Raw genomic sequence first — 23464 nt, 5'->3', positions numbered from 1 at the left:
ACAAAGGGACGTAAATGCGCCCCATTAGTAGCTTACAAAACCAAACGAAGGGGAAGCGCACCGTTCGGGTCGTAGCGGCGTGAGCCGCCGGAGTACCCGTAGGTGTGCTTGCCCCTTCATTCACCAAACTTACTGTTTTGCTTTCGCCAACAACAAATTAGCAATGGTACGAACACCTAAACCTGTAGCACCGGCAGACCATTGTTCAACCGCACTTTTACGGTAAGTGGCAGAGCAGTCAATATGGAGCCAACCTTGTTGGTAGTTTTTCACAAAATGCGACAGGAATGCGGCGGCAGTACTGGCACCCGCACTGTAGGCAGCGCCCGCCACATTATTCAATTCAGCAAAGTTAGATGGCAACTGGCTGCGATGGAATTCCGCCAAAGGTAAACGCCAGAAAGGTTCATGTTCACTTTGCGCGCTGTTCAACAGCGCTTGTGCCAGCTCATCATCAAAGCTGAACAGAGCATGGTAGTCGTTACCCAATGCCGTTTTGGCCGCACCGGTTAAAGTGGCAGCATCAATAATCAGCGGTGCGTTTTGCTCGGCGGCATCAATCAGGCCATCAGCCAGTACCAGACGCCCTTCAGCATCGGTATTCATGATTTCTACAGTTTTACCATTGCGGTAACGGATAATATCACCCAATTTAAAGGCATTACCGCTAACCATATTGTCGGCACAACACAGATACAACTTCACACGCTGTTTCAAGCCACGCGCCGCCGCCAGAGCCAAGGCTCCCGTCACGGTGGCGGCACCGCCCATATCGGATTTCATCGAGTCCATGAACGCACTCTGCTTCAGGCTGTAACCGCCGGAATCAAATGTAATTCCTTTACCTACCAGACAGGCCATTACCGGCGCATCAGGATTACCGGTTGGGTTATAATCCAAGGCCAGCAATACCGGTGCGCGATCAGATCCACGACCCACGGTATAGATCCCAGCATAGCCCTGCTCGCGCAGATCTTCGCCTTTGGTAATACGGTAACTGATTGCATCGCACGAGACGGCACACATCAAATCAATGGCATTTTTAGCCAATTGCTCTGGACCTAAGTCTTCCGCCGGTGCGTTGATCGTGTCGCGCACCCAATCGATAATTTTTATGCGTTGTTTCAGTTCAGTTTTTTCGTTCTCTGGCAGTTCTGCCCACTCCACGCTGCGCTGACCTTTTGGCCCACGGAACCCTTGCCAAAATGCCCAACTTTGCTCTAACCCCCAGCCCTCGCCAGCCAGTTTTATGTGCTTGATTCCCAGCCCATCTATTTTGCGCGCAGCACGTTGAATCGCACCTAATTTACCGTTGTCCGTCAGGTGGATAGTCATCCCTTCAGCATCGGTACTCAACAGCGTTTTCTCGCCCCAACGGGCATCTGCCGGATTATGCGACAGGGATACTTGCATCAATTCTGTTGTCATTATTACCTCGTTATTATTTTTTGCTGTATACCCTTCGTCCTTGGCGCTACAGGGTGTTAGCTACGCGCACTACTCGGCCCGTCCATCGGCCTCGCCTCTGCGAGGCCGCTGCAAGCAGAGTTCAAATCTGCTCCAGGCAGATTTGTCACCCGAATCACTTACTGGTCTTGACCTTAAAATATAAGTAAGCTTATCGGGATTAATGAGCCTCAAAGAGGCTCCCCCTGCGAGCTAGCATCAATGCTGTTCAAATCGGTCTTCAACCGATTTGTCGTTCAGCTGCTGCCTGCCTGCAACGCCAATGACTTTGGGTATAGGATATCAGATCAGGTACAAAAAAGGCCGCTTTCGCGACCCTACAATACTCACTCAAACTCATCCAACCACACTAATAGAATGGCCTCTAGCACTTTTTCATTCGATTTCTGCGGATCGTCGTCAAAATCTTCCAGAGAGCAAATCCATTGATGCATATCGGTAAAACGCACGGTTTTCGGATCGGTATCCGGGAATCTGTCGTAGAGTGCTTCACCGATTTCCCGAGTATCTTGCCACGTTAAGCTCATATCAATGCTCCCGCGCATGGTTAATGGTATAACGCGGGATCTCAACTACCAAGTCTTCGTCGGTCACTCTGGCTTGGCAGCTCAGGCGGCTCTCCGGCTCCAGACCCCAGGCTTTATCCAACATATCATCTTCCAACTCACTGCTTTCTGGTAAGGAATCGAACCCTTCACGCACCACGCAGTGGCAGGTGGTGCAGGCACAGGATTTCTCACAGGCATGCTCAATATCGATCCCATTGCGCAAGGCAACGTCGAGTATAGTCTCACCTTGGGTTGCTTCCAGTACTGCACCATCCGGGCAAAGATCTTTATGGGGCAGAAATACTATTTTGGGCATGATTAAACCTCATCCACTGAATGACCAGCCAACGCACGGCGAATGGAAGCATCCATCCGGCGCGCGGCAAAATCTTGCGTTTGCGCATCTAACGCTTTGATCGCAGCTTCGATTGCTTGTGGGTCGTTACCCTGCATCTGCTGCTGTAATAAGGCCATCGCCTGAACGATAGCGGTACTTTCTTGCTCACTGAGTAATGCTGCATCTTCTGCCAATGCGCCTTGTAAACTCTCCAGCACACGGGATGCTTCGACCTGTTGTTCTGCTAACTTACGCGCACTGACATCACTTTGCGCATTCGCCATCGAATCTTTAATCATATTGGCAATTTCATCATCAGATAGCCCATAGGATGGCTTAACCTGAATCGATGCCTCAACACCGGTGGACTTCTCCATCGCGGTAACACTCAATAAACCGTCAGCATCTACCTGGAAAGTAACACGAATATGCGCACCACCAGCAGGCAGTGGCGGTAGGCCACGCAAGGTAAAACGGGCTAATGAACGACAATCTTGCACCAATTCACGCTCGCCTTGCAGCACATGGATGTTCATCCCACTCTGCCCATCTTTAAAGGTGGTGAACTCCTGCGCGCGGGCTACTGGAATAGTGGTATTGCGCGGAATAACTTTCTCCACCAGACCGCCCATGGTTTCCAACCCCAATGAAAGCGGGATAACATCAAGCAGCAGCATGTCACTATCGGGCTTATTACCCACTAAAATATCGGCCTGGATGGCGGCACCGATTGCCACAACTTTATCGGGATCAATCGAGGTTAGCGGCGTGCGGCCAAAGAATTGCCCGACTTGCTCACGCACCAGCGGCACACGGGTTGAACCACCAACCATCACCACTTCCAGCACCTCATCAGGGGTCACTGCGGCATCTTTCAACGCACGGCGACAAGACATTAATGTCCGTTTGATTAACGCTGCAATCAGCGATTCAAACTGCCCACGGGTTATTTGCCCCTGCCAGCCAGCAACAGAGACATCTGCAACCTCGGCGTCACTCAACGCGATTTTAGCCGCGATCGCTGCATCAAGTAATTGCCGCTGAATACCATGATCATCACGGGAGTCAATACCTGCTTGTTCACGCAGCCAATCGGCTAATAGATGGTCAAAGTCATCGCCCCCCAGGGCAGAATCACCACCGGTTGCCAACACTTCGAACACACCACGGCTCAAACGCAGAATAGAGATATCAAAGGTGCCACCGCCAAGATCATAAACGGCAATCACCCCTTCCTGACCTGAATCCAGGCCATAGGCAATTGCCGCTGCGGTCGGCTCATTAAGCAGACGTAATACATGTAGCCCCGCCAGACGTGCCGCATCTTTGGTACCCTGACGCTGAGCGTCATCAAAATACGCCGGCACAGTGATCACCACACCATCCAGATCACCACTCAGTGCCGCCTGGGCTCGAGCAGACAATACTTTAAGAATATCAGCAGACACCTGGATCGGATTCACCAACCCGCTGGCAGTCTGGATCATCGGCAAGCCATTTTCGCTGGGCTGGAATTGGTAAGGCAGATTAGGATAGCGCTGTACGATATCTGCCAAAGAGCGACCTATCATACGTTTAATTGAACTGATGGTATTGACCGGGTCCAATGCCGCCAGATTGCGGGCATTCCAACCAACATCAATACTATTTGCTTGATAATGAACCACTGAGGGCAAAAGATCCCGCTGTTGCTCATCAACCAGCGTTTGTGCTTTACCGCTACGCACGGTGGCGACCAATGAATTGGTCGTACCTAAGTCTATGCCTGCGGCCAGCCGACGTTGATGCGGCTGCGCAGTTAAACCAGGCTCACTAATTTGTAATAAGGCCATGTTGAACTTCCATCAATCATGAGTCTAAAGAGCAAAATCTATCCGGTGATAGGCTCTGAATTAATCAGACATTACGACAATTAATAAATTGAGTTTTAGTTATTTTACCAATTAGAGACCACGGTTATACCCTAAATAATTCGAGTTGCATGCAGGCGGCAATTGAGTGAATCCCGATGAGTTGACGCCAGTCAATGATTCGGGTGAACGAAAGCGGCCAACACGCATGCAGCTTGAAGTATGACGGGTATAAATCAAGATAAATCATCAAACAAACGCTCTTCAAGTTGTTCAACCTGCTGTTGTAACTTATCCAAAAAACGCAATTTACGCACAGTATCAGCCGCCAGTTCCCACTGTTGCTTATCCAGTTGCTCCACCATTTGCTGACTGCGCGTTTGTGTCATCAATGCTAAGCGGCTACTGAATGCAGCAAGCTGCGTTTCGGCATCGGGTTTGCGTTCAATCTCATCAAGCTCTTCACGCAGTTCCAACTGCTCTATCAGAAATGCAGTATCACGCATGGTGTGCTGTTCATTGCCTAAATCAAAACCCTGCAAAGATAACATATACTCGGCACGTTTTAACGGATGCTTGAGGGTTTGGTAAGCGTCATTGATGGTTGCGGCTTGTTGCAACGAGGCTAAACGCTCGCGTTCAGGCTGGTTAGCAAAACGGTCAGGGTGGAATTGACGTTGTAATTCCTGATAGCGGGTAGTGAGTTGGTTGCCGTCAACCAGATAGCGAGGCGGCAGCCCGAACAATGTGAAGTAATCCATAGCATGCTCTGGAATATAGTGATGGCTTAGCAAATATTATACAGCCCTCTTGTTATGCAAGAGAGCTGTATGAAGCACAAGTGCCTGAGGTAGAAACAAAAACAGGAGTCAGACGTTAAAGCTTTCACCACATCCGCACTCACTTGAGACATTCGGATTGTTAAACTTAAAGCCTTCGTTCAGCCCTTCCTTGACGAAATCTAATTCGGTGCCATCAAGATAGACCATGCTTTTGCCGTCGATGATCACTTTCACACCTTTGTCTTCAAAAATGACGTCATCGTCGTTCATTTCATCAACAAATTCGAGTACATATGCCATACCAGAGCAGCCTGATGTCCTTACGCCCAAGCGCAGACCCAAGCCTTTACCACGGTGATTTAAAAAGGCACTGACCCGTTGTGCAGCACTGTCGCTGATTGATATCGACATACACCTTCCTCAACTCTGCTAACAATTGATAACCTATGTTACAACTACTTGGCAGTATGTTTGCTTTTGTAGTCGGCGATAGCTGCTTTAATGGCATCTTCAGCCAGAATCGAGCAGTGAATTTTGACTGGCGGTAACTCCAGTTCTTCCGCGATTTGAGTATTTTTGATCGCTTCAGCCTGATCGAGAGATTTGCCCTTCATCCATTCAGTTACCAGAGAGCTGGAAGCAATGGCTGAACCGCAACCATAAGTCTTGAAACGAGCATCTTCAATAATACCGGCTTCGTTGACTTTGATCTGCAATTTCATGACATCACCACAAGCGGGTGCGCCAACCATGCCACTACCAATAGTAGGGTCTGCGTTGTCGAATGAACCGACGTTGCGTGGATTTTCGTAATGATCGATTACTTTTTCGCTGTAAGCCATGTGATTACTCCTGAGTCTTAAAGTCTGGAATTAATGGTGAGACCATTCAATGCTGCTAATATCCACGCCCTGTTTGAACATATCCCATAACGGGGACAAATCACGCAGACGGCCAATAGATTTACGCACCAGCACAATGGCGTAGTCTACCTCTTCTTGAGTGGTGAAACGCCCCAGAGAGAAACGGATTGAACTGTGAGCCAGTTCGTCGTTCATCCCCAACGCACGCAACACATAAGAAGGTTCCAGACTCGCGGAGGTACAGGCTGAACCTGATGAAACAGCCAGATCTTTCAGTGCCATGATCAGCGACTCACCTTCAACATAGTTGAAGCTAATGTTCAGAATGCCAGGTGCGCCATTCTCTAAATCGCCATTCAGGTAAACTTCTTCGATATCTTTCAAACCATTCCACAAACGCAGGCGCAGTGAGCGCAGACGCGCAGCTTCGCTTTCCATCTCTTCTTTGGCGATACGGTAAGCTTCACCCATACCGGCTATCTGATGGACTGGCAAGGTGCCTGAACGCATACCACGCTCATGACCACCACCGTGCTGTTGTGCTTCGATGCGAATGCGTGGTTTACGGCGAACAAACAGCGCGCCAATGCCCATCGGACCATAAACTTTATGGGCTGAGAAGGACATCAAATCAACTTTCAGTTTGCTCAGATCAATCGGTAATTTACCAACACTTTGCGTTGCATCGACGTGGAAAATGATCCCGCGACTGCGGCACATTTCGCCGATTTCAGCGATATCCTGCACCACACCGATTTCATTATTCACGTGCATGATAGAGACCAAAATGGTGTCTTCACGCATGGCCGCTTCAAGCTGTTTTAGGTCGATAATACCGTTAGACTGTGGTGCCAGATAAGTCACGTCGAAGCCTTCACGCTCCAGTTGACGACAGGTATCCAGCACCGCTTTATGTTCGGTTTTACAGGTGATGATGTGCTTGCCTTTCTTTTGATAGAAATTAGCCGCACCTTTTATTGCAAGGTTATCAGACTCAGTTGCACCGGAGGTGAAGACAATCTCACGAGGGTCAGCACCTACCAGAGCAGCAATATCATTACGTGCAATATCAACGGCTTCTTCTGCCTGCCAACCGAACTTATGAGAACGCGAGGCGGGGTTACCGAAAATACCGTCCAGAGTCAGATACTGCATCATTTTTTCAGCGACACGAGGGTCTACCGGGGTGGTTGCTGCATAATCCAGATAGATAGGTGTCTTTATTTTTGATTCGGTCATTGCTCTTATGCTCCGTACATCACTTCCAAAACGTAAAATTCCGCAGATTCTGCTTATGCGCGCAGATTGACGTTAATCGTCTCTTGCGGTCGGCCATTAGCCGTACGGCGCGTATCGTTATTCTGACGATCCGCAACCTCTAGGATATCTTGGTTATTCACCAGCTCTGCCAGCGTAATATTGTTGAGGAAGCTGCTGATGCGCTCACTCAGATCACGCCACAAGGTGTGAGTCAGGCAACGATCACCGCCCTGACAGCCTTCTTTACCCTGACAACGGGTAGCATCGACAGATTCGTCTACGGCGGTGATTACTGCACCTACCGCGATTGCTGATGCATCTTTGCCCAGCAGGTAACCGCCACCTGGACCACGGACGCTGGCAACTAAGCCATTTTTGCGTAACCGTGAAAACAGTTGTTCCAAATAGGATAATGAGATCCCTTGGCGTTCAGAAATATCTGCCAGAGGAACTGGCCCGTCCTGGGAATGTAATGCCACATCAAGCATGGCGGTCACGGCATAACGGCCTTTGGATGTCAGTCTCATAGCTAAAATTACCTGTTGGTGAAAACAAGCCAGAATTCTGACATTCTTGACTGTTTTAGTCAACTATTTAACCTAGTAATTTACTCAAGTATTATTAACCTATTCCATTTTGAATAATATGGCAGGATTTTAATAATAACCAATTGATATAAAACCTTATTTTTTGTTATCTAACGCACTTTCACCCACATCATGCTGTGGGTGTTTATCCTGTTTTTCAATGGATGTCAGCATACCGCGCAAGATATTTAGCTCTTGAGCCTCTGGGCGTGCACGGGTAAACAGACGGCGCAATTTACTCATAATCTGGCCTGGATGTGCCTGTCGGATAAAACCAGTATGGGATAACACCTGCTCCAAATGCAGATAAAAGCGCTCCAGATCATCCACCAAAGGATAAGGGGCTTCCTCTTCTTCTATTACCGGTGCCGCAGCCTGCTGGCGATCAAGGAATGCTACCCGCACTTCATAGGCTAAAATTTGTACCGCCATCGCCAAATTTAATGAACTGTATTCGGGGTTTGCCGGGATCGCCACATGATAATGGCATTTCTGTAGTTCATCATTCGTTAGCCCTACCCGCTCGCGGCCAAATACCAATGCAACCGGAGCATGTTCTGCTTCGTGGGCGCTGCGCACACCACATTCACGCGGCTCTAACATTGGCCAAGGCAAGGTGCGTGAACGGGCACTGGTACCGACAACCAGACTACACCCAGCCAATGCTTCATCTAAAGTATCGACAATAGTAGCATTACCAATGACATCACTGGCACCGGCAGATAGCGCAATCGCCTGCGAATCGGGTTTGACTAAAGGGTTAACCAGATACAAATTGGTTAATCCCATGGTTTTCATGGCCCTGGCTGTTGAACCCATATTGCCGGTGTGCGAGGTTTCGACCAAAACGATACGAATATTGTGTAGCATACAAACTCTGAAGATAACGGGGAATCGCCATATCTTAACACAGACATATACCCAAGCTACTTCGAGTTGCAGGCAGGCGGCAACCGAGTGACAAATCAGTCGGGAACCGATTTGAACAGCATTTATGCTCGCCCGTAGGGTGAGCCTCAAGGATGAGGCTCATTAGTTCCTGGGAACTTAGATAACTAAGTAACCAGGGCAAATAAGGGCAGTCAACACCTCTGCATCTTGAAGGGTGACGGGTATAGGCATTTATCAGAACCCCTGCTATACTGCGCCCCGTTTCTCGTTCTTTAACATCCTAGTGGAAGATACCCATGCATCCGATGCTGACTATCGCCATACGCGCTGCGCGTAAGGCCGGTAACCTGATTGCCAAAAATTATGAAACCCCGGACGCTGTCGAAGCGAGCCAGAAAGGGACTAACGACTTTGTTACTAATGTAGACCGTGATGCAGAGCGCCTGATTGTCGAGGTCATCCGTAAATCTTACCCAAAACACACCATTATTGGTGAAGAGTGCGGTGAGTTGGTTGGTGAAGACGATGATGTACAATGGGTTATTGATCCACTGGATGGCACTACCAACTTCATCAAACGCCTCCCTCATTTCGCCGTTTCTATCGCTGTACGCATCAAAGGCCGTACCGAAGTGGCAGTGGTTTATGACCCAATGCGTAACGAATTGTTTACAGCCACCCGTGGTCAGGGCGCGCAATTAAACGGCTATCGTCTGCGCGGCACCAATGCTAAAGATTTAGACGGCACCATTCTGGCGACCGGCTTCCCATTCAAAGTAAAACAACATGCGCCAGCTTATCTGCGCGTTGTGGGTAAACTGTTTGAACAGTGTGCAGATTTTCGTCGCACCGGTTCAGCGGCACTGGATCTGGCTTATGTGGCCGCTGGCCGTGTTGACGGTTTCTTTGAGATTGGTCTGAAGCCATGGGATTTTGCTGGTGGCGAACTGTTGGTACGTGAGTCTGGCGGTATCGTGACTGACTTTGCTGGCGGTCATAACCATTTCAGTTCTGGCAATATCGTAGCCGGTAATCCACGTATTGTTAAATCTATCGTTCAAGCGATGAGCGATGAGATTAGTGATGCATTGAAACGTTAATATCATATACCCGTCATCTTTCAAATTGCAGGTGTGTTGGCTGCTCTCGTTCACCCGAATCACTTACTCGTGTAAGCTCATCGGGGTTCTCTTGTTTGCCGCCTTCCTACACCTTGAAATCTATAGGGTATATACGCATCCAGCCATATGAAAAAAGCCAGTCTGGGTTAACCGACTGGCTTTTTTCATTGTTAACTTTAGCGGCCAAAGGGCCGTATGCCGCCGATAAACTCCGGCTGACTAGAAAGATAGAGCAGCACACCGGCAAACAGCAGAATAATCCCGCCGGTTAATGCCAGCGTAGACCACGCAATAGCTCCCCAGGCTACCGGTGCACGATGACGGCTTAAGTACACCGCCAGACGCCGCGCATAATGGACAAACAGCGCCAGTAGCGAAATGGTCAGGGATGTTCCGATTGCCATCGCTATCGCTGACAAAATCCCCCACCCGTAGACGCCGATCACTTTGGCAAATAACAGCACCATAATCGCGCCGGAACAAGGCCGCATCCCCATGGCCAGAACAATCGCCAGACGAGTGCGCCAGTCATCCCCAGCTTGTAGCTCTTGAGCACTGGGGAGATGGCGATGCCCACAACCACAATGGTCACTATGAACATGGTTGGCAGGCAACGGTTGTATACGTTGGATGCTGATTTTTTGCGGTTTGAGTAGTTTAATCTGCTGATAAAGACGCTTTAAGGCCCGTAAACACAGCAAAACCCCCAGTGCGATAACCAGCAGGAAACTGCCCTTCTCCAACCAGAAACTGCTTTGATGCAGATACCGTGATGAGAGTTGTAAAACACCCAGCAGTAACGTTACCAACAAGATAGCCACACCACCTTGCAATAGTGAGGCGGCAAAAGTTAGCTTCAGACTCTCTTTTAATTGTGCCGGATGGGTCGCCAGATAAGTGACAATCACCACTTTGCCATGCCCCGGCCCCATTGCATGCAATACGCCATAAATCAGGCTAAACATCATCAATGTAAAACCAGTCTGATGGGGATTAGCTTTAACTTGTTGCAGTAATTGGGCCATCTGCTGATGCATGCTTTTCTGCCAAATGACTGTTTTGAACAGCAACTCAGGCCAATAGAGCCATGCCACCTGGGCTGCACCGGCTAAGATCAGTAAAAACAGTATTAGCGGCCATAAATTTATCAGCCAGTGCCGGGGCCGTGAAACTGCCGTGATACCTACTGACATTGTACGGTAACCCGCTGTGCAAACTGTTTTCCTAGTTCCATGTCTTCTCCTGGCGAATCACTTTTATCCAACGATAATGCATACGCTTGTAACGAAGCATTGGGATCTGGGGTAAATAAGGTTAACTGGCAACTTTTCTCCATGTCAGTTGATAACCTTACCGCCTTGTTGCCCGCATAGGTCATGTCAACAAAATAGGTCGGGTCGTAAGTGGAGATGATGAAAGGCTTCCCCGCCAGCGGTTGGGGTTCTGCCAGTGGCAAAATAAACGCTAAAACTGCCTGATGCCCCTTGCGGGATAAGTGATACTCTGTTGGTAAGTTTTTATATTTCACCGGCTTACCGTCACGATAAATATCGGTGAAATAGTGCTGTCCCAGCACATTAGCCATCACTTCAGCCGCCAGTTTTTTCCAGATTTCAGAGTCACTTTTGGCATTTTCTGCATCATATAACAGATCGGCAGATGTGATTTCATCCATAGTCCATACCATTTTCATCCCCACCAGCATCTGTTTATCGCTAACAAAAGTGGTATCCATATCAATAAAACTGTGCGGATGGGCCTGCGCCAACTGGCTATAAACAAAAATCCCCCCCGCCAGCAGCAAAGCTATCAGCCGTTTAACCATCACCATATTGTTATGGTATAACATATCACACATTAATCAATCCTTAGATATTCTATGATGTGCCCAAAGTCATTGGTGTTACCGGTAGGCAGTCAGCTAACGACCCTATAGCTCAAGCACTCCGGGGAAAACTGTGATGTAAGTTATAAGTCGATGTAAAAGCCCACAGCCCCACTAAACCGAATAGAATCTCTTTTGCTATGCTTAAGCCTGATAAACAACAACACATTCATCACGGAAGGTTATATGAGCTTGGACACTCCCTCTGTGCCCCAGTTATCCGATCAACCGCTATCCGGTCAACAACGACGCTGCCATATGGTGCTGATGCTATTCATGCCTGCACACAAGGTACAACTGGACACCATCAGCCAATTCAATGGCGTCGGGCTAGCGACTACCCGGCAAGATATAACCGAGGTTGCTAATGAAATCCAGCGTTTCTACCATTTGCAGCTCAGCGCCGATAGTGACGATAGTTGTCTGATTCACGGTAGCCATCTTGATAAAAGACTGTGCCTAATTCATTGGCTACGGCGTGGGTTACGCTATTGCCCGCATTTCGTTGAGAACCAGTTTGCTCCCCATCTGTATCAGGCTTTGTCATGGGATAACACGCTACTATCGCAGCATCTGCCACAGATAATCAGCCAATGTGAACCCCATCTCAGTCGGCAGTTAAATGAAAGAGACCGTCAGTTTTTACAACTGTATTTGGCTTATTGTGCTTGGGAAAATCGACAGCAGGTGTTGCCAGAATTATCACCCACCCAGCAGCAGTGGTTAGAATGCAAACCCGCACTGGCAGCGGCTGACAGCTTGTTTGATTCATTTAATCCATTATTAGGTCATGCGCTGAATAGAGTTGAACGGGATATGCTGATTCTGATGCTAACGATGATTAAAGCACACAGCTATCACAGCACTCAATCAGCGGAAGATGCCCGTCTAATCAACGCCATTCACCAATTGATCACGCATTTTCAGCAACTTTCAGGGATGACACTTAGTAGCAATGAAGCACTGATCAGCCAACTTTTTGCCCATCTCGCTCCCGCAATTGAGCGCTGTTATTTCAATATCGGGATTGATAATTCTTTGTTGGAAGAAGTTATCCAAAAATACCCGCGGCTGTTACGAACCACGCGACAGGCGCTGGCTACTTTTGAACAGGAATATCAGATTCAATTCTCTGTCGACGAAGTCGGTCTGATTGCCATTAGCTTTGGTGCCTGGCTGATGCAGGAAAATGCATTACAGGAAAAGCAGATTTTACTGCTGACGCGGAATAATCCAGAATTGGAAGAGCAAGTGGAACAGCAGGTACGTGAGTTAACCTTACTGCCATTACATATTAAATATTTGCCCCACGACGTTTATCTGCAATCAGGTGCCCCGCCCGGCACTACTGTGGTGCTCACACCGTATGCCGTACGGCAACCTGAATCAACGCCCCCGCTGATTCAGGTACTACTACCGCTCACTGAGCAACAAAACAAGCAGTTACGCAGTGTGTTGGAGCTGCCTTAACTGGCAGACTCTGGCTGACTCGGCACTACCCGAGGGCGAATAAACAGTGCCGGGATCACAATCAATGCCATAACCCAGAACACCCCTCCCTGATAATGCTCAAACAGGAAACCGGAGATCACCGTCATGACCGCAATTCCCCCGCCCATCGCCAGTGCAGAATAAACTGACTGTAAACGGATCACATCCGGCCCACGTCGCGCGGCAATAAAACGCATGGCTGCCAAGTGGCAGACAGTAAACGAGCCACAATGTAAAATCTGAATCAAGATCAACCACGGCAATTCGGTGGTTGATGCCATTAAGCTCCAGCGCACTATCCCGGTGATCGCCGAAAGCAGTAATAAGCTGCGGGCAGTCCAGCGGCGAAATAGTACATTGCTAAATGCGAACACCAGAATCTCAGCGACCACGCCCAACGACCATAAATAACCAATGGTGGCGGCGGAATAACCAGCATCTTGCCAGTAAATAGAGCTAAAACTGTAATAACCGGCATGCGCACCTTGTAATAGGGTCACGCAGAGTAAAAAACGCCAGACCTGTGGCTCAGACAGTAATACTTTCCAGTGGGTGGCGACAACATTACGATGTTTAATCTCACCCTGCGGCATAATACTGGGTTTGAGTAACGCCCCGAGTAACATGGCGGCGATACCGAAAGTCAGGCTATAGAGAATAGCCGTGTGGCCCCAAACAGAGACCAGCTTACCGGTCAATGCCGAACCGATAACAAAAGCCAGTGACCCCCACAGCCGGACCTTGCCATAATCCATGGTTATCTGTTTCTGCCAGGTGGCTGCCAACGCATCGGTCAGTGGCACTAGTGGGCCAAAAAACAGGTTAAAACCCGCAATAACCACCATCAACCAGGCCCAACCATTACCAAACCAAAAACCCACCGCAAAGGCCAATGTCAGTAGTGCCAAAATTCGGATTGCTGTAACCAGATGAGAAGGATCTTTGACGCTGGGGGCAATGATCAGACTGCCAAGGAAACGGGAGATTAAGCCTGCACCCAACAAGATACCAATGGTTTCCGGTGGAATGCCTTCCCCTTGTAACCAGATGCCCCAAAAAGGCAGGAAAATGCCATAAGAAAAAAAATAGGTGAAATAGCTGAGCGACAGCCAACGTGTTGATTGCAATACCATGAATCCCTCCAGGCTCAGCCCGATACTGTGACAGAGGCCTCTTCCGCTGGCAATGTTGTAATTATGCAAACATACAGTTTGGGATGAGCTTCACATTTAAATAGGGTGATTTACAAAGTAACAACAGATTGCGCGGCCGCTATCGCATCGTTACATTCACGCTACAGATATCAATATTAGATATAAAAAAACCCGCATTCGCGGGTTTTCATTACAGCTTAACGATATCCAGCAATATTATGCGTAAACCGGTAAGCGGGCGCAGATAGCCAGTACTTTCTGTTTCACGCGCTCAATGGTTGCTTCATCGTTGATGTTATCTAACACATCACACATCCAGCCAGCCAGTTCGCGAGATTCCGCTTCTTTGAAGCCACGGCGGGTAATCGCTGGGCTACCGATACGCACACCTGAAGTCACAAACGGACTTCTCGGATCGTTAGGTACGCTGTTTTTGTTCACGGTAATATTCGCACGGCCCAAAGCGGCATCGGCGTCTTTACCGGTGATATCTTTATCCACCAGATCCAACAGGAACAGGTGGTTCTCAGTACCGCCAGAAACCACTTTATAGCCGCGCTCTTGGAACACTGACACCATCGCTTTGGCATTGTTAACTACTTGTTGCTGATAAATTTTGAACTCAGGCTCCATGGCTTCTTTCAATGCTACCGCTTTACCGGCAATAACATGCATCAATGGGCCACCCTGGTTACCAGGGAAAACAGAAGAGTTCAGTTTCTTATACAGATCTTCATCACCGCCTTTCGCCAAGATCAGACCGCCACGTGGGCCAGCCAATGTTTTGTGCGTGGTCGTGGTAACGACATGTGCATGTGGGACCGGGTTAGGATAAACGCCAGCAGCAACCAGACCTGCTACGTGAGCCATATCCACAAAGAACCATGCGTCGATGCTATCAGCGATTTCACGCATTTTTGCCCAATCAACGATACCGGAATAAGCAGAGAAGCCACCGATAATCATTTTTGGTTTATGAATTTCGGCCTGACGCGCCAGATCTTCATAATCAATCTGACCAGATTCATCGATACCGTAAGGTACGATATTGTACAGTTTACCGGAGAAGTTAACCGGTGAGCCGTGGGTTAGGTGGCCGCCATGGGCCAGGTTCATCCCCAATACAGTATCACCGGGTTGCAGCAATGCAGAGTAAACAGAGACGTTTGCCTGAGAACCGGAATGTGGCTGAACGTTAGCGTAATCGGCACCGAACAACGCTTTAGCACGGTCAATGGCCAGTTGCTCAACAACGTCAACATACTCACAGCCACCGTAGTAACGTTTGCCTGGATAACCTTCAGCATATTTATTCGTCAACTGAGAACCTTGCGCCTGCATAACACGCGGGCTGGTGTAGTTCTCAGAGGCAATCAGCTCAATGTGCTCTTCCTGGCGCACCACTTCTTGCTCCATTGCACGCCATAAATCTGCATCATAATCGGCAATGTTCATTTCACGCTTTAACATCCGGCTCTCCTGACTTAGCTAACAAGTTATACCTATACCCAAAGTCATTGGAGGTGCAGCTAGGCAACCAATGAGCGACAAATCGGTTGAAGACCGATTTGAACAGCATTTATGCTAGCCCTCAGGGTGAGCCTCTTTGAGGCTCATTAATCCCGATGAGCTGACTCACGTCAGTGATTCGGGTGAGTGAGAGCAGCGAACACCGCTGCAGCTTCAAGTACGAAGGGTATAGTGGGCTACCCGTTTGGGTTCTAGCCCACAGTGTAAACTGTTTCCCCCCCGTTAAGATAGGTCTTGACAGAGGTTTTTACGCAAACGATTGGCTTCAGACTGCGTAAGGCTTTGACCTGTTCAGACTTCATCCAGTGCAACGGAATTATCCTCATATTCATCATGTGATTTTTTCACATTCTGTGAGCTGACACGTCAAGGTAATCCCTTATAAGTGGAATCTGCATTTACAAATTAGGGTGCAATCTATAAGATGCATTTAAAATACATGTATTGATTTACACACTATAATACCCAAAGTAATTAGCGTGACAGCGAGGCTCGTAGATGGGCCGAGTAACAAAACCGCTGTGACGCCAAATACCACGGGAATAAGGAGCACACCATGCTAGATAACCAAACCATCGCTACAGTTCAGGCCACCATTCCGTTACTTGCCGCCACCGGCCCCAAACTCACTGCACATTTTTACGATCGCATGTTTGAGCACAATCCTGAGCTGAAGCACATTTTCAATATGAGTAATCAGTTTAATGGCGATCAGCGTGAAGCTCTGTTTAATGCGATTTGCGCCTATGCAGCCAATATCGATAATTTGGCGGCACTACTGCCCGCTGTTGAGCGTATTGCTCAGAAACATACCAGCCTGAATATTCAACCTGAGCACTATGCCATTATCGGCCATCATCTGATCAGCACTCTGGATGAGATGTTCTCCCCCGGCCAGGAAGTGTTAGATGCCTGGGGTAAGGCCTATGGTGTGTTGGCAGATGTTTTTATTCAGCGAGAAAGTCAGATTTATCAGCAGGGAGAGGCCAGCACCGGTGGCTGGCGGACCTTACGCCGTTTTCGTATCATTAAAAAAGAGATGCAGAGCGAGGTGATTTGCAGCTTTGTGTTAGCGCCGGAAGACGGTGGCCGGGTATTGGATTTCAAACCGGGGCAATATCTGGGAATTTATATTGAAGATGAACAACTTGAATATCAGGAAATCCGCCAATACTCCCTGACTGCGGCACCCAATGGCAAGACTTACCGTATTGCGGTGAAACGCGAAGAGCAAGGCACAGTTTCTAACTATTTACACCAGCAACTGCACGAAGGAGATAGTGTACGTATCGCTCCCCCTCGTGGCGATTTCTTTCTCGATATCTCACCAGAAACGCCTGTTGCATTGATTTCTGCCGGTGTCGGCCAGACGCCAATGTTAAGTATGCTCAATACCCTTCATGATAACCAACATGCAGCGCCGATACATTGGCTACATGCCGCTGAAAATGGCCGGGTACACGCGTTTGCCGATGAAGTCGCGACTATTGCACAGAATATGCCGAATCTTAGCCGCCACGTGTGGTACCGCGAACCCACCGCTCAGGACCGTGCCGGTGATGATTATCACAGCCAAGGGCTGATGGATCTCAGTTCACATCAGTGGCTGGCGGCCGATCCCAATAGACATTATTATTTCTGTGGCCCGCTGGCATTTATGCAATATGCTGGCCGCCAGTTATTGGCGCAAGGGGTAGCATCCGCGCATATACATTATGAGTGTTTCGGCCCACATAAAGTCATCTAACTATTGAATTTATCATCGAGAGGCTGCTCAGCCTCTCCTCTATTTCTGTTCTAAAAAAACCATCTGGTTATTACGTTTAAATTTGGTAGAACGTGATATAGATCTCATATATCCTACCTTAATATTGCCACGATGAGACATTCGGATGAATGTCTAGCTATCCATACAACTAAAATTAATAGTGTGGCTACAATTATCCCCTTACTATTTATTACCCGGTAATAGAATTTATTGCTGAGTGAAATAAGGCTGAATTGACCTACCATGAGTAAGAAATTCATAAAAAAAGAAGGGTTGGCATTGGTATCCATGGCGCGCTATTTAATTGGTGAGCGCCCCGGTAATCGACTTAAAACCATCGATGAATTATCAGAAGATTTCGGTATCTCAGTCGGTGTAGTTCAGCACGCATTAAAAGTACTGGAAGCTGATGGGGCTATCATCGTTGAGCGTCGAGGCCGTAATGGTACCTTGCTTATCGACCTGAATATGCCGCAGTTACTGCAACAGGCTGATTTAGGTAATATGGTATGCGCCATGCCACTGCCCTATACCAAGCTTTATGAAGGCCTGGCCAGCGGCTTAAGAGAACAATTCACCCTACTTCCGCTCTATTTTGCCCATATGCGTGGGGCCGAAGTGCGTATCGAATGCCTGATAGATGGTGTCTACGATATGGCCGTCGTGTCGCATCTGGCAGCGAAAAGTTATCTGAACGAAGGGAAAGTGTCACTGGCATTAAATCTGGGTAATGGCTCTTACGTGGATGGCCACCAGCTTATTTGCCGCCCTGGTGAGCAGCACAAAATCCAGCGGGTAGGATTGGACCCGCGCTCACCTGACCAATGTTTGCTGACTGACATTAAATTTGCTGGCCAACCCATTGAGCGGGTTGAATTACCTTATAGTGACTGTATCGCACATATTAACCGTGGTGATATTGATGCTGCTATCTGGAATCTGGCCGAAGATATTCCTCATGAACACTTGCAGGCGATCAAATTACAAGGTGATGAGCGATATATTCAGGCTTCTCAGGCGGTGATCCTCATCCGGCCAGATAACCATCCGATCAAATTATTACTGGAAAAAGGCATCAATGAGACATTGTTGCTTAACCATCAGCGGGCAGTACAGAATGGCGAGATAGAGCCTCGCTATTAATATTATTTGCCTGGCTGCAAACTAAGCCATTTTCAGGAGGCCAACTCTTTGGAAATTTGTATTGATGCGCGTCTTAATATTCTGTGTCAATCAGGGGTTATCGATACCGATATTGGTCAAGGTTTAGACCAAGTTATCAACCGTTTAGAGAATTTTTGGCAGCTACCGGTTAGGGGTGAGCAGGGCATGATGGCCATTACCCATATGGCGAATGCATTAATGCGCACCCGCCGGGGCGAAGAGATCCATGCCCTGGATCCGGCGATATTAGCGGAAATTACCCAAAGTGAAGAAATTCACTATATCCGTGAGATCAATCAGGATTTATTGGCCTATTTTTCACTAAAACCGACAGAAAACGAAATAGGATATTTACTCGCGAACCTTTACGGTCTATACCTTTCTAGTGACGTCCCTCCGCTGCGCTGAAATGGGCTTCGCGGGAGTATCGTTAAATAAACAACATCAGGGTCTTTTTTCACTAAATATTCAAAATAATAATAATTTAGCAAAATAATTCTGCCTCGGGCGCCCTTAGGACATCAAATGTTTTTAAAAACCCTTTTAAAACAAAATACTAAATTAATCGATGCCGCTATATCATATTGGCAACAGGGGGAAATTTATCCAGACAGCTATGTTATTGACGTCGAACAAACTGAGGCTAATGCCCGTCTACTGGTTGAAACCGCCAGTCGGTACCAGATAAAACTGTATCTGATGAGTAAACAGTTCGGGCGTAACCCTGAACTATGCCGCCGTCTGCTGGCATGTGGTTTTCAGGGAATGGTCGCGGTTGATTTTAAGGAGGCGCGGCAGCTCTACCGCCATGCTATTCCTGTCGCCCATGTAGGTCATTTAGTGCAGCCGCCCTCAGCAATGGTCGAGGAGATAGTGCGCCAGCGGCCAGAGGTCATTACTGTTTTCTCGTTGGAGAAGGCAGTGGAGATATCACAGGCGGCGCATCGCCAACATATTATCCAACCCATAATGTTGAAGGTTTGCCAATCAGGAGATTTGCTCTATTCAGGGCAAGAAGCGGGATTCGAGTTACATCATTTACCGGCTGTCATTGCGGCTCTACGAGAGATGCCGGGCGTACGATTGGTTGGAATAACGCATTTCCCTTGCATGGTGTATGACCCCCAGTTGCGGCAAACTTTGCCAACAGCCAACATGCGAACTTTATTGACCGCACGGAATACCCTGCAAGCAGAAGGTGTCACCATTGAACAGCTAAATGCCCCCTCAGCAACTAGTTGTACCACCCTCCCCGAGTTGGCCCAATTAGGGATAACACACAGCGAACCCGGCCATGCGCTCACCGGAACCATGCCCACCAATCAGCATGGCGACCAGCCAGAACAGATATCTATGCTATATCTGTCCGAGATTTCCCATCATTTTGCTGATAATAGCTATGTATTTGGCGGCGGTTATTATCGCCGTGGCCATTTGCAAAATGCGTTAATTTGGCACGATAACCAATTTAGCCAATCCTCAGTATTACCGATTGATAATGACAGTATCGATTATTGTCTGCGTCTGGCGGGCCAGTTCCCAGTTGGTAGTCCGGTTATTATGTGTTTCCGCTCCCAGATATTTGTAACTCGTAGTGATGTCGTCTTGATAGATGGCATTCAAAGTGGCACTCCCCGCATTCTTGGCTGCTATGACAGCCAGGGTAATAGGCTGGGTTAATCAATAAAAAAGCTATCAGACCAATACGTTAGTTTATTTAATGTATACCCATGATAGTCTTACACACTGACTTTCTTCGGAGCCTACCCGATGATCAATCCTAACGGATACACCTACGCGCACGAGCATCTCCACATTGATTTGTCTGGATTTAAAAATAATCTGGACTGTCGCCTCGATCAATATCAGCCGATCTGTGACGAAATGCGTGAACTGGTGAGTAAAGGGGTGCTGAACATCATCGAAGTGACCAACCGATACATGGGCCGTAACCCTCAGTTTTTATTGAATCTGATGCGTGACAGTGGCATAAATATCATCGCATCAACCGGTTATTACACTGACAGTTTTTACCCGCCGAGGGTGCGTGAAAGTAGCGCACAGCAATTGGCACAAACCATGATTGATGAGATCGAGACAGGTATTGATGGCACGGCACTAAAAGCGGGCGTCATTGCCGAGATAGGGACCAGCGAAGGGGTTATTACCCCTGATGAGGAGAAAGTGTTTCATGCCGCAGCACTGACTCATCATGCAACTGGCCTGCCCATCTCAACCCATACCAGTTTCAGTACCATGGGATTGCAGCAAATTGCACTACTCAAACAACATGGTGTCCCGCTCGATCGCGTCGTTATCGGCCATTGTGACCTGAAAGAGCAAACTGATCTTATTGTGCAAATGATCGAGATGGGCGTGTATGTCCAATTCGACACCATAGGTAAAAATAGTTATTTCCCGGACCAACGCAGGGTCGCGATGTTAGTGGCGTTGGCTGAACGCGGGTTGCTGGACAGAGTCATGTTGTCGATGGATATCACCCGTCGCTCACATTTAAAAGCCAATGGCGGTAGCGGGTTTAGTTACTTAGTTGATTCGTTTGTTCCCATGTTACTGGCCGCAGGGATTTCCCACGCTCAGGTGGAAATGATGTTGCGCCACAATCCTAATAAATTTTTCGCCACGCAAGGAAAGTGATTATGAAGAAGATTGGCATTGCCGGGCTGCAACGAGAGTTAATACGCGAAATGATTGAGCAGACGGCACCTAATATCTTTGAGACATTTATTCTCTCGGACATGGATGCGGCTATCAAAGTGAAAGAAGGCCAATTGGACTATTATATCGGTGCCTGTAACACCGGTGCCGGAGCGGCATTATCAATGGCTATCGCGATTATTGGTTATAACAAAAGTGCCACTATCGCCAAGCCTGGAATCAAGGCGAAACCTGAGCAAATAGAGAAGTTGGTGACTGAGGGCAAAGTGGCATTTGGCTTATCCGTCGAACATATTGAACATGCAATCCCACTGCTGATTACACAGTTGCGCTAAAGGGGACACCACCGTGGATTATATTCATATTGTTGTGGTTGCTCTGCTGACAGGGATGACCGCGCTGCTTTCTCACCGTTCCGTTGCCGTGTTTCATGACGGTATCCGCCCTATTTTGCCACAGTTGGTTGAAGGGAATATGAGCCGCCGTGAAGCGGGGAGTATTGCTTTCGGTCTGAGTGTGGGTTTTATCGCCTCAGTCGGTATCTCATTTACCCTCTCGACCGGCTTACTTAATTCCTGGTTACTGTTTTTGCCGACTGACATCATTGGTGTGCTGGCAATCAATAGCTATCTGGCATTTGCTCTGGGTGCTGCGTGGGGTATTTTGGCCCTTACCAGCTTACCGGCAGTTAATACTGCGCTCACCTCATTACCAGTGAATTTTATCGGTTCTCTGGGGGAGTTGAGTAGCCCGGTGATATCCGCCTTTGCCCTATTCCCATTGGTGGCTATTTTCTACCAATTTGGCTGGAAGACCGCGGTTATTTCCGCCTTTATCGTGCTGCTGACCCGTCTGCTGATTACCCGTTTCACCGGGCTATTCCCTGAATCAATTGAAATTTTTGTCGGTATGATTCTGCTTATCGGCATTGCCATTGCCCAAGACTTACGGGCAAAAACCCACCTGGGAGGTGGTGGCGGACACTCGGTATTTGAAGAGCGAACCCAGCGAATTATTAAGAACTTGCCGATGCTGGCGGTAGTGGGTGGATTAATTTCAGCCGTCGCCAGTATGAAGATTTTTGGTGGTAGCGAAGTATCAATTTATACACTGGCAAAAGCTTACGCGCCGGGTATCACGCCGGAAGAGTCATTGGCATTAATCCATCAGGCATCACTGGCTGAGTTTATGCGTGGCCTCGGATTTGTGCCGCTGATTGCTACTACGGCACTGGCGACCGGTGTTTATGCCGTTGCAGGTTTCACTTTCGTGTTTGTGGTCGGTTATCTGGTTCCAAACCCCTTACTGGCAGGGATAATCGGCGCAGTGGTGATATCACTGGAAGTGCTAATGCTGCGTTCCATCGGAAAATGGTTAGGCCGCTTCCCGTCAGTACGTAATGCGTCTGATAATATCCGTAACGCCATGAACTTGCTGATGGAATACGCGCTGTTAATCGGGGCAATTTTTGCGTCGATCAAGATGGCCGGTTATACCGGTTTCACTATCACTACCGCCTTATATTTCCTGAATGAAGCCATTGGTCGCCCGGTGATGAAGATTGCCGCACCAGTGGTGGCGGTGATTCTTGCCGGTATCGTGTTGAACCTGTTCTACTGGCTGGGGTTATTTGTTCCAGCATAAATCCTTGGTACTTGACGTTGCAGGGGTGCTGCGTAGAGAGTAAAAAAGCCCGTTCGTGGAAACGAAACGGGCTTTTTATTGATGACTTAAATATCCAGAATTTAAATCGCTTCTTCGTCTTGCTCACCGGTGCGGATACGCACCACACGAGAGACATCAAAGACAAAGATTTTGCCGTCGCCAATTTTACCGGTCTGGGCCGTTTGCATAATCGCTTCAACGCAGGTATCGACAATATCGTCAGCAACCACAATTTCTATTTTTACTTTTGGCAGGAAATCCACCATATACTCAGCGCCACGGTACAGTTCGGTATGCCCTTTCTGGCGACCAAAACCTTTTACTTCTGTCACTGTCATCCCGGTGATACCGACTTCAGCCAATGCCTCACGGACATCATCCAGTTTGAATGGCTTAATAATCGCGTCAATTTTTTTCATGGT

24 protein-coding genes are annotated in these 23464 nt (G+C 48.2%); 9 read left to right on the top strand and 15 right to left on the bottom strand.

Translation table 11 applies throughout. The features are described 5' to 3' along the window. Positions 1-129 precede the first annotated feature (129 nt). The 10 genes from pepB to trmJ form a co-directional block, all read right to left on the bottom strand. Entirely contained in the window at positions 130-1428 is a 1299-nt protein-coding gene (gene pepB, locus V1956_RS08130; RefSeq protein ID WP_420071474.1) for an aminopeptidase PepB, read from the bottom strand. A gap of 365 nt (positions 1429-1793) precedes the next feature. Then, positions 1794-1994 (bottom strand): Fe-S cluster assembly protein IscX, encoded by a 201-nt coding sequence (gene iscX / locus V1956_RS08125; protein WP_372559672.1) that lies wholly within the window; start codon positions 1992-1994, stop codon positions 1794-1796. Between the two features lies 1 nt (position 1995). Then, positions 1996-2331, bottom strand: a complete 336-nt coding sequence (gene fdx, locus V1956_RS08120) for an ISC system 2Fe-2S type ferredoxin (RefSeq protein WP_004713939.1) — start codon at positions 2329-2331, stop codon at positions 1996-1998. A 2-nt stretch (positions 2332-2333) separates the two neighbouring features. Further along, positions 2334-4184, bottom strand: a complete 1851-nt coding sequence (gene hscA / locus V1956_RS08115) for a Fe-S protein assembly chaperone HscA (protein WP_442825001.1) — start codon at positions 4182-4184, stop codon at positions 2334-2336. A 254-nt stretch (positions 4185-4438) separates the two neighbouring features. Next, positions 4439-4963: a co-chaperone HscB gene (hscB, locus tag V1956_RS08110; protein ID WP_372559674.1), complete on the bottom strand. Its 525-nt coding sequence runs from the start codon at positions 4961-4963 to the stop codon at positions 4439-4441. A 108-nt stretch (positions 4964-5071) separates the two neighbouring features. Next, positions 5072-5395 (bottom strand): iron-sulfur cluster assembly protein IscA, encoded by a 324-nt coding sequence (iscA, locus tag V1956_RS08105; RefSeq protein WP_005192709.1) that lies wholly within the window; start codon positions 5393-5395, stop codon positions 5072-5074. 44 nt (positions 5396-5439) lie between these two features. Beyond that, on the bottom strand, positions 5440-5826 hold the full coding sequence (iscU, locus tag V1956_RS08100; RefSeq protein ID WP_005159510.1) for a Fe-S cluster assembly scaffold IscU: 387 nt from the start codon (positions 5824-5826) through the stop codon (positions 5440-5442). A 30-nt stretch (positions 5827-5856) separates the two neighbouring features. Then, a complete protein-coding gene (locus V1956_RS08095; protein WP_372559939.1) occupies positions 5857-7071 on the bottom strand; it encodes an IscS subfamily cysteine desulfurase in 1215 nt (404 codons plus the stop codon). 68 nt (positions 7072-7139) lie between these two features. Further along, a complete protein-coding gene (iscR, locus tag V1956_RS08090; RefSeq protein ID WP_004707916.1) occupies positions 7140-7634 on the bottom strand; it encodes a Fe-S cluster assembly transcriptional regulator IscR in 495 nt (164 codons plus the stop codon). A gap of 156 nt (positions 7635-7790) precedes the next feature. Next, on the bottom strand, positions 7791-8564 hold the full coding sequence (gene trmJ / locus V1956_RS08085) for a tRNA (cytosine(32)/uridine(32)-2'-O)-methyltransferase TrmJ (protein WP_442825000.1): 774 nt from the start codon (positions 8562-8564) through the stop codon (positions 7791-7793). Between the two features lie 317 nt (positions 8565-8881). Between trmJ and suhB the strand changes: the two genes are divergently transcribed. Further along, positions 8882-9685 carry an inositol-1-monophosphatase gene (gene suhB, locus V1956_RS08080; RefSeq protein ID WP_005192722.1) on the top strand — a complete coding sequence of 268 codons (804 nt, stop codon included), beginning with the start codon at positions 8882-8884 and terminating at the stop codon, positions 9683-9685. A gap of 197 nt (positions 9686-9882) precedes the next feature. Here the strand turns inward: suhB and V1956_RS08075 are convergent, their stop codons facing one another. Together V1956_RS08075 and V1956_RS08070 are read right to left on the bottom strand one after the other, a co-directional pair. Continuing rightward, entirely contained in the window at positions 9883-10899 is a 1017-nt protein-coding gene (locus tag V1956_RS08075) for a nickel/cobalt transporter (protein WP_372559676.1), read from the bottom strand. Continuing rightward, positions 10890-11564, bottom strand: a complete 675-nt coding sequence (locus V1956_RS08070) for a DUF1007 family protein (protein WP_442824999.1) — start codon at positions 11562-11564, stop codon at positions 10890-10892. The genes V1956_RS08075 and V1956_RS08070 overlap by 10 nt, the downstream gene beginning before the upstream one ends. A 213-nt stretch (positions 11565-11777) precedes the next feature. Here V1956_RS08070 and csiE point away from each other — a divergent pair, with 213 nt between their 5' ends. After that, positions 11778-13061, top strand: a complete 1284-nt coding sequence (gene csiE / locus V1956_RS08065) for a stationary phase inducible protein CsiE (protein ID WP_442824998.1) — start codon at positions 11778-11780, stop codon at positions 13059-13061. Here the strand turns inward: csiE and V1956_RS08060 are convergent. Together V1956_RS08060 and glyA are read right to left on the bottom strand one after the other, a co-directional pair. Then, entirely contained in the window at positions 13058-14215 is a 1158-nt protein-coding gene (locus V1956_RS08060) for a 3-phenylpropionate MFS transporter (RefSeq protein WP_372559679.1), read from the bottom strand. The two genes, csiE and V1956_RS08060, sit on opposite strands and share 4 nt — an antisense overlap. A gap of 237 nt (positions 14216-14452) precedes the next feature. Further along, positions 14453-15706, bottom strand: a complete 1254-nt coding sequence (gene glyA / locus V1956_RS08055) for a serine hydroxymethyltransferase (RefSeq protein WP_372559680.1) — start codon at positions 15704-15706, stop codon at positions 14453-14455. A 616-nt stretch (positions 15707-16322) separates the two neighbouring features. On the opposite strand from glyA, the gene hmpA reads away from it, so the two are divergent. From hmpA to V1956_RS08020, 7 genes are all read left to right on the top strand, one after another. Further along, a complete protein-coding gene (gene hmpA, locus V1956_RS08050; protein ID WP_420071477.1) occupies positions 16323-17513 on the top strand; it encodes an NO-inducible flavohemoprotein in 1191 nt (396 codons plus the stop codon). Between the two features lie 264 nt (positions 17514-17777). Next, a complete protein-coding gene (gene yhfZ / locus V1956_RS08045; RefSeq protein WP_372559682.1) occupies positions 17778-18677 on the top strand; it encodes a GntR family transcriptional regulator YhfZ in 900 nt (299 codons plus the stop codon). A 48-nt stretch (positions 18678-18725) separates the two neighbouring features. Then, positions 18726-19106: a PRD domain-containing protein gene (locus V1956_RS08040; RefSeq protein WP_372559683.1), complete on the top strand. Its 381-nt coding sequence runs from the start codon at positions 18726-18728 to the stop codon at positions 19104-19106. Positions 19107-19223: 117 nt separating this feature from the next. Continuing rightward, positions 19224-20378 (top strand): YhfX family PLP-dependent enzyme, encoded by a 1155-nt coding sequence (locus tag V1956_RS08035; protein WP_372559684.1) that lies wholly within the window; start codon positions 19224-19226, stop codon positions 20376-20378. A gap of 90 nt (positions 20379-20468) precedes the next feature. Further along, a complete protein-coding gene (locus tag V1956_RS08030; protein WP_420074487.1) occupies positions 20469-21356 on the top strand; it encodes a phosphotriesterase-related protein in 888 nt (295 codons plus the stop codon). 2 nt (positions 21357-21358) lie between these two features. Continuing rightward, positions 21359-21712 (top strand): DUF2620 domain-containing protein, encoded by a 354-nt coding sequence (locus V1956_RS08025; protein WP_442824997.1) that lies wholly within the window; start codon positions 21359-21361, stop codon positions 21710-21712. Positions 21713-21725: 13 nt separating this feature from the next. Further along, positions 21726-23021 carry a YhfT family protein gene (locus V1956_RS08020; RefSeq protein ID WP_083163153.1) on the top strand — a complete coding sequence of 432 codons (1296 nt, stop codon included), beginning with the start codon at positions 21726-21728 and terminating at the stop codon, positions 23019-23021. Between the two features lie 101 nt (positions 23022-23122). Here V1956_RS08020 and glnB read toward each other — a convergent pair whose 3' ends face one another. After that, positions 23123-23461, bottom strand: coding sequence for a nitrogen regulatory protein P-II (gene glnB, locus V1956_RS08015; protein ID WP_002231018.1), 339 nt, complete (start codon positions 23459-23461; stop codon positions 23123-23125). Between the last annotated feature and the right edge of the window lie 3 nt (positions 23462-23464).

Origin of the sequence: Yersinia sp. 2540 StPb PI (genome assembly GCF_052217165.1) — a bacterium.
GTDB lineage: Bacteria > Pseudomonadota > Gammaproteobacteria > Enterobacterales > Enterobacteriaceae > Yersinia > Yersinia enterocolitica_E.
Note: the sequence above shows the minus strand (reverse complement) of the source record. Positions and strands in the feature narration are given on the sequence as shown.

Excerpts from the sequence above, each read along its gene's own strand:
- V1956_RS08070 (WP_442824999.1), bottom strand. The coding sequence starts at position 11,564 with ATGTGTGATATGTTATACCATAACAATATGGTGATGGTTAAACGGCTG.
- trmJ (WP_442825000.1), bottom strand. The coding sequence starts at position 8,564 with ATGCTACACAATATTCGTATCGTTTTGGTCGAAACCTCGCACACCGGC.
- V1956_RS08035 (WP_372559684.1), top strand. The coding sequence starts at position 19,224 with ATGTTTTTAAAAACCCTTTTAAAACAAAATACTAAATTAATCGATGCC.
- V1956_RS08075 (WP_372559676.1), bottom strand. The coding sequence starts at position 10,899 with ATGTCAGTAGGTATCACGGCAGTTTCACGGCCCCGGCACTGGCTGATA.
- hscB (WP_372559674.1), bottom strand. The coding sequence starts at position 4,963 with ATGGATTACTTCACATTGTTCGGGCTGCCGCCTCGCTATCTGGTTGAC.
- glyA (WP_372559680.1), bottom strand. The coding sequence starts at position 15,706 with ATGTTAAAGCGTGAAATGAACATTGCCGATTATGATGCAGATTTATGG.
- glnB (WP_002231018.1), bottom strand. The coding sequence starts at position 23,461 with ATGAAAAAAATTGACGCGATTATTAAGCCATTCAAACTGGATGATGTC.
- V1956_RS08030 (WP_420074487.1), top strand. The coding sequence starts at position 20,469 with ATGATCAATCCTAACGGATACACCTACGCGCACGAGCATCTCCACATT.
- iscU (WP_005159510.1), bottom strand. The coding sequence starts at position 5,826 with ATGGCTTACAGCGAAAAAGTAATCGATCATTACGAAAATCCACGCAAC.
- yhfZ (WP_372559682.1), top strand. The coding sequence starts at position 17,778 with ATGAGTAAGAAATTCATAAAAAAAGAAGGGTTGGCATTGGTATCCATG.
- V1956_RS08060 (WP_372559679.1), bottom strand. The coding sequence starts at position 14,215 with ATGGTATTGCAATCAACACGTTGGCTGTCGCTCAGCTATTTCACCTAT.
- iscA (WP_005192709.1), bottom strand. The coding sequence starts at position 5,395 with ATGTCGATATCAATCAGCGACAGTGCTGCACAACGGGTCAGTGCCTTT.
- iscR (WP_004707916.1), bottom strand. The coding sequence starts at position 7,634 with ATGAGACTGACATCCAAAGGCCGTTATGCCGTGACCGCCATGCTTGAT.
- suhB (WP_005192722.1), top strand. The coding sequence starts at position 8,882 with ATGCATCCGATGCTGACTATCGCCATACGCGCTGCGCGTAAGGCCGGT.
- fdx (WP_004713939.1), bottom strand. The coding sequence starts at position 2,331 with ATGCCCAAAATAGTATTTCTGCCCCATAAAGATCTTTGCCCGGATGGT.
- pepB (WP_420071474.1), bottom strand. The coding sequence starts at position 1,428 with ATGACAACAGAATTGATGCAAGTATCCCTGTCGCATAATCCGGCAGAT.
- csiE (WP_442824998.1), top strand. The coding sequence starts at position 11,778 with ATGAGCTTGGACACTCCCTCTGTGCCCCAGTTATCCGATCAACCGCTA.
- iscX (WP_372559672.1), bottom strand. The coding sequence starts at position 1,994 with ATGAGCTTAACGTGGCAAGATACTCGGGAAATCGGTGAAGCACTCTAC.
- V1956_RS08025 (WP_442824997.1), top strand. The coding sequence starts at position 21,359 with ATGAAGAAGATTGGCATTGCCGGGCTGCAACGAGAGTTAATACGCGAA.
- hscA (WP_442825001.1), bottom strand. The coding sequence starts at position 4,184 with ATGGCCTTATTACAAATTAGTGAGCCTGGTTTAACTGCGCAGCCGCAT.
- hmpA (WP_420071477.1), top strand. The coding sequence starts at position 16,323 with ATGCTAGATAACCAAACCATCGCTACAGTTCAGGCCACCATTCCGTTA.